Below are 4,665 nucleotides of genomic sequence, written 5' to 3' on the forward strand. Positions count from 1 at the left end.
CTCGGATAAACATTTTTCGTCTTTCTATCTGTAAAAATTCAGCCGGATTCTGCATTTCCGGATTTTAAAAGCGCACCCGGGCACAGTGCAATTTTAACAATTCCTTTACCTTTTTATCTGCCTGCGTTCCCGCAAAATCCAATATTCGGCACAAAATTTTGGTAAAATAATGTAGTATTATGTGATTTTCAAATAATCAACAAGATAGCGGAGTGCAAATGAAGATGGAAATCCGAACGGTAAGCGAATCGGCCGTGGTCTGCCTGCTGCCGGCGCCGGCGGAGCTGGCCAAGCAGCAGCGGCTGTGGGCGTTTGCGGCGCGGGTGGGGCAGTCGGACACGGTGGCCGAAACGGTTACCGGCATGAACAATCTGACGGTGTTCCTGCACCACGGCACCGATCCGGAAACGGCGGCCAAAGAGCTGCGGCGGCTGTGGCGCGATACCGCCGCAACGGAGCATGAAGGTCGTCTGGTGGAGATTCCGGTGGTATACGGCGGGCGCTTCGGCGAAGATTTGGCCGATGTGGCGGCGTTTCACCAAACGACGGCGGCAGAAATCGTCAAACGCCATACCGCGCCGGTCTACACGGTGTTTATGATGGGTTTCCAGCCCGGCTTTCCCTATTTGGGCGGGCTGCCGGAAAACCTGCACACGCCGCGCCGTGCCACGCCGCGCACCGAAGTGCCTGCCGGTTCGGTGGGCATCGGCGGCAGCCAGACCGGCATGTATCCCTTTGCTTCGCCCGGCGGCTGGCAGATTATCGGGCGGACATCCGTGGCGCTGTTTGACGCGCAAAAACAGCCGCCCACGCTGCTGGCGGCGGGCGACCGTGTGCGTTTTCGCGCAGAAAGGATCGAAAAATGATAACGATGCTTTCGGCCAACGCGCCCGCGCACATTCAGGATATGGGGCGCTACGGCCTGCGCAGCCTGGGCATCGGCCATGCGGGTGCGATGGATGTGCAGGCGCTGCGCACGGGCAACATCCTGCTGCGCAACCATGAGAATGCGGCGGCGCTGGAAGTGGCTCTGGGCGGCATTTCGCTGCGTTTTGAGCGGGATACGCCGTTTTGCATCACCGGCGCGCTCTATCACGCGGAACTCGACGGTCGCCCCGTGCATTCCTACTGGCGCCACACCGCGCAAAAAGGACAGGTGCTGACGCTGCTGCGGGCGGTGCACGGCATGTACGGTTATCTGTGCGTGGCCGGCGGGTTTGACGTGCCGCAGGTGCTCGGCTCGCGCAGCACCGATTTGAAAGCGGGATTCGGCGGTTTTGCCGGACGTGCCGTGCAGGCGGGCGACTGCCTGCCTGTGGGCGAAGGCGCCCCGTTTCTGCCGGACACGGGCATTGCCCCCGTGCCGTTTTCAGGCTGCATCCGGCTGGTGCCGTCGTCGGAATACACGGCTTTTTCCAAGCACAGCCGCAGCGTGCTGCTGCATGAAAACTGGCTGCTCAGAAGCGACAGCAATCGCATGGGCTACCGTTTCGACGGGCAGCCGCTGGTTTTGGAGCGGCCGTTGGAAATGCTGTCCCACGCCGTGCAGGCGGGCACCGTGCAGGTGCCGCCCGACGGGCAGCCGATTGTGCTCTTGGCCGACGCGCAGACCACGGGCGGTTATCCGAAAATCGCCTGCGTGATTGCCGCCGATTTGGGACGGCTGGCGCAAACCCGCTTCGGCGCCCGGGTGCGCTTTGTGTCGGCCGACCGCCGAGACGCGCTGGCTGCGCTGCGCAAAAACGAAACCTATTTGAACCAAATCAGGAGAATCGCCTATGCCGACAGTTGATTTGAATGCCGATCTTGCCGAAGGCTGCGGCGCCGATATTCCGCTGATCGGGCGCATCAGCTCGGCCAACATCGCCTGCGCCGTGCACGCGGGCAGCATTGCCGATATGAAAACCGCCGTTCAGGCTGCCTTGCGCAACGGCGTGCGCATCGGCGCCCATCCGGGTTATCCCGACCGCGAAAACTTCGGCCGCAGCGACATGCGCCTTTCCCGCGACGATCTGGCCGCCTGCCTGAACTACCAGCTGGGCGCGCTGGATGCGCTGTGCCGTGCCGAAGGCGCCGTTTTGTCTTATGTGAAACCGCACGGCGCGATGTACAACCTGGCCGCCAGAGACCGGGAAACCGCCGCTTGGATTGCCGACACGGTGTACCGCTTCAATCCCGCGCTCAAACTGATGGCGCTTTCAGGCAGCCTGCTGCTTCAGGCCGGTGTCGAACGCGGTTTGGGCGTAATTTCCGAAGTGTTCGCCGACCGCCGCTACCTGCCCGACGGCACGCTGGTGCCGCGCAGCCGGGCGGACGCGCAGGTGCAGTCCGACGACGAAGCCGTCGCCCAAGTATTGCAGATGGTGGGCAAAGGCTGCGTCAACACCGTCGGCGGCGGCACAGTCGCCGTGCAGGCCGACAGCATCTGCCTGCACGGCGACGGTGCACACGCCCTGGACTTCGCCGACAAAATCAAAGCCGCCCTGAGCGCAAACGGCATAAGCGTCCGTGCCGTTTAGGGCGTGCCGCCGCATCCGACCCGCAACTGCAAAGGAAAAACCATGTCAGAACAAAAAAACCAGCAAAACCAAAAAAGCCGCAAAAGCGCGCTGATCGGCGCCGCCTTCCTGATGGCCACTTCCGCCATCGGCCCGGGTTTCCTCACCCAAACCGCCACCTTCACCGAAAAACTCGCCGCCAGCTTCGGCTTCGTCATCCTGCTTTCCATCCTGCTGGACATCGGCGCCCAGCTCAATATCTGGCGCATCGTTGCCGTATCGGAGAAAAAAGCGCAGGACATCGCCAACCAGGTGTTGCCCGGCGCAGGCTATTTTCTGTCCCTGCTGATTGTGATGGGCGGCCTGGCCTTCAATATCGGCAACGTCGGCGGCGCCGGGCTGGGGCTGCAGCTGCTGACCGATACAGGGAAAAACGGACTCACGCCCGAAGCCGGCGCCGTCATCAGCGGCGCACTCGCCATCGGTATTTTCCTGTTTAAAGAAGCCGGAAAAATCATGGACCGCTTCGCCCAGCTGATGGGCTTCATCATGATTGCGCTGACGCTGTATGTGGCCTGGCAGGCATCGCCGCCCGTGGGCGAAGCCGTGGCACGCACCTTTGTGCCCGAACAGCTCGACGCCGTTGCCATCGTTACCCTGGTCGGCGGCACGGTAGGCGGCTACATCACCTTTGCCGGCGCCCACCGCCTGCTCGATGCCGGTATCAAAGGCCAGTCGTCGCTGCCCGAAGTGAGCCGCAGCTCGGTGCGCGCCATCCTGATTGCCTCGGTGATGCGCGTGCTGCTGTTTCTGGCCGTGCTGGGCGTGGTGGCGCAGGGCGTAAAACTCGATCCCAGCAATCCCGCCGCCACGCCTTTCGAATACGCCGCCGGACGTGCCGGACTGCTGATTTTCGGCGTGGTGATTTGGGCGGCGTCGATTACCTCCGTGATCGGCGCGGCCTACACCTCGGTGTCGTTCTTCTCCGGCATCAGCCCCAAAATCGAGCGCCACAAAAACCTGTGGATTATCGGCTTTATCGTGGTTTCCACCGCCGTGTTCGCCCTAATCGGCAAGCCCGCGCAGGTGCTGGTGCTGGTGGGCACGCTCAACGGCCTGATCCTGCCGGTATCGCTCGGCCTGATCCTGATTGCCGCCTACAAAAGCAAAATCGTCGGCAGCTACAAACACCCGCTGTGGATGACTGCGGCCGGTGCCGTGGTTACCGTATTGATGGCGGTGTTGAGCGCGGTAACTATTGTCAAATACGTCGGCAAACTGCTCTCGTAACAGCCGCTCCGACTGTATAAAGCCCACATAAAAGGCAGCCCTCTGTTTTCAGGCTGCCCCGGTTTAGTCGATGCCGTACTGGATGGTTACCACCAGCCGCACGTTTTTCTCGACGGTGCTGGTGTCGTAGCTGCCGCCGTAGTCGCTGTTATCTTCCGAAGAAGGGTTGGGCGACTGGATGTCGAACGAGCCCTGCGATGCCGATTGCATGGCGCCGACTTTGGCGTTGCCGGTTTTGGCGAACTCTTCGGCGCGCACCTGCGCGTCTTGGGTGGCTTTGGCAATCAGCTCGCGTTTGATGCTTTCCAGATTCTCCAAATAGTATTTCGGATTTTCAAAATTCACGCTGTCGTCTTCGGCGCGCAAATCCTGAATGGCGGCCAGCGCGGTTTTGAGTTTGTCCAGCTCTTTGGTGGAAACCACGATGGTGTGTTCGGCGTCGTAGCCGTTTTCGCGGCTTTGGCGCTCGCCTTTGGCGTCGGTGTAATACTCGGTGTGGGCATCGATGGCGATGCTTTCGCTCTGGTAGCTGTCCGTATCGAAACCGTGTTCTTTCAAAAAGGCTTTGAGACATTCTTTCTGCTTCGTGCTTTTGGCGCGGGCTTCGGCATAGTCTTGGCCCCATACCTTCACGCCCACTTTCCAAGTGCCGACGGTGGCGTGGTGGCGGGCTTCGGCCAGCCCTTTGACGGTAATCACGCCCGGCTGGTGCAGGTCTTTGAAACGGCCGCCCAGTGCAAAGGCGGCGGCCAGCAGGCCGGCGGCGAGAATGACGGCAGAGAGGCCGAAGGCGGTTTTGTTGTCGGACACGGTATGTCTCCTGAAAATCGTGTTGGGAAAAGGGCAGCCTAAAAACGGTTTTTCAGGCTGCCTGAGA

Annotated in this window: 5 protein-coding genes; 4 read left to right on the plus strand and 1 reads right to left on the minus strand. The window is 61.0% G+C overall.

What is annotated here, in order from left to right:
• The first annotated feature begins 218 nt into the window (after positions 1 to 218).
• From pxpB to HMPREF9098_RS02735, 4 genes are read left to right on the plus strand one after another with little or no spacing between them, the layout of a single operon-like run.
• Positions 219 to 866 carry a 5-oxoprolinase subunit PxpB gene (gene pxpB, locus HMPREF9098_RS02720; RefSeq protein WP_003781782.1) on the plus strand — a complete coding sequence of 216 codons (648 nt, stop codon included), beginning with the start codon at positions 219 to 221 and terminating at the stop codon, positions 864 to 866.
• Positions 863 to 1,792 carry a 5-oxoprolinase subunit C family protein gene (locus HMPREF9098_RS02725; protein ID WP_003781783.1) on the plus strand — a complete coding sequence of 310 codons (930 nt, stop codon included), beginning with the start codon at positions 863 to 865 and terminating at the stop codon, positions 1,790 to 1,792. Before pxpB ends, HMPREF9098_RS02725 begins: the two co-directional genes overlap by 4 nt.
• Positions 1,779 to 2,519 (plus strand): 5-oxoprolinase subunit PxpA, encoded by a 741-nt coding sequence (gene pxpA, locus HMPREF9098_RS02730; protein WP_003781784.1) that lies wholly within the window; start codon positions 1,779 to 1,781, stop codon positions 2,517 to 2,519. Before HMPREF9098_RS02725 ends, pxpA begins: the two co-directional genes overlap by 14 nt.
• A gap of 42 nt (positions 2,520 to 2,561) precedes the next feature.
• Positions 2,562 to 3,788 (plus strand): NRAMP family divalent metal transporter, encoded by a 1,227-nt coding sequence (locus HMPREF9098_RS02735; protein WP_003781785.1) that lies wholly within the window; start codon positions 2,562 to 2,564, stop codon positions 3,786 to 3,788.
• Positions 3,789 to 3,851: 63 nt separating this feature from the next.
• On the opposite strand, the gene HMPREF9098_RS02740 is transcribed toward HMPREF9098_RS02735, so the two are convergent.
• Positions 3,852 to 4,665: SIMPL domain-containing protein (locus tag HMPREF9098_RS02740; protein ID WP_003781786.1), on the minus strand; the 814-nt coding region annotated here is incomplete at its 5' end.

Origin of the sequence: Kingella denitrificans ATCC 33394, from assembly GCF_000190695.1 — a bacterium.
GTDB classification, from domain to species: domain Bacteria; phylum Pseudomonadota; class Gammaproteobacteria; order Burkholderiales; family Neisseriaceae; genus Kingella_A; species Kingella_A denitrificans.

Excerpts from the sequence above, each read along its gene's own strand:
- pxpB (WP_003781782.1), top strand. The coding sequence starts at position 219 with ATGAAGATGGAAATCCGAACGGTAAGCGAATCGGCCGTGGTCTGCCTG.
- HMPREF9098_RS02725 (WP_003781783.1), top strand. The coding sequence starts at position 863 with ATGATAACGATGCTTTCGGCCAACGCGCCCGCGCACATTCAGGATATG.
- pxpA (WP_003781784.1), top strand. The coding sequence starts at position 1,779 with ATGCCGACAGTTGATTTGAATGCCGATCTTGCCGAAGGCTGCGGCGCC.
- HMPREF9098_RS02735 (WP_003781785.1), top strand. The coding sequence starts at position 2,562 with ATGTCAGAACAAAAAAACCAGCAAAACCAAAAAAGCCGCAAAAGCGCG.